The 275-nt window shown below is 62.2% G+C and carries 1 protein-coding gene; it reads right to left on the bottom strand.

What is annotated here, in order from left to right:
• Nucleotides 1–275 (bottom strand): type IV secretory system conjugative DNA transfer family protein (locus tag XalbCFBP2523_RS16105; RefSeq protein WP_158250810.1); only part of this gene is annotated, 275 nt, incomplete at both ends.

Below are 275 nucleotides of genomic sequence, written 5' to 3'. Positions count from 1 at the left end.
TCCAGGCGCACGTAGCCCAGCGGATTCCAACGGTGCGTGCTGCCGTCGTCGCTGAACGGATCGAACAGATACACCTGGCCGTATTTGGCGCGCTGGCCAGCGGTTTTTTCCCATGCCTCGCGCTTGACGTCCAGGATCACCGCCGACTCCAGCCATGCCAGCAAGTTCGGAATGACCACGCTCACGCCCTTGCCGCCACGGGTACTGGCCGCCAACAGCAAGTGCTTGGACTTGCCGATGCGGATGAAACGGCGACCGAAGCGACAGGCAATCAA

The organism is Xanthomonas albilineans, from assembly GCF_002939705.1.
Lineage (GTDB): Bacteria > Pseudomonadota > Gammaproteobacteria > Xanthomonadales > Xanthomonadaceae > Xanthomonas_A > Xanthomonas_A albilineans.
Note: the sequence above shows the minus strand (reverse complement) of the source record. Positions and strands in the feature narration are given on the sequence as shown.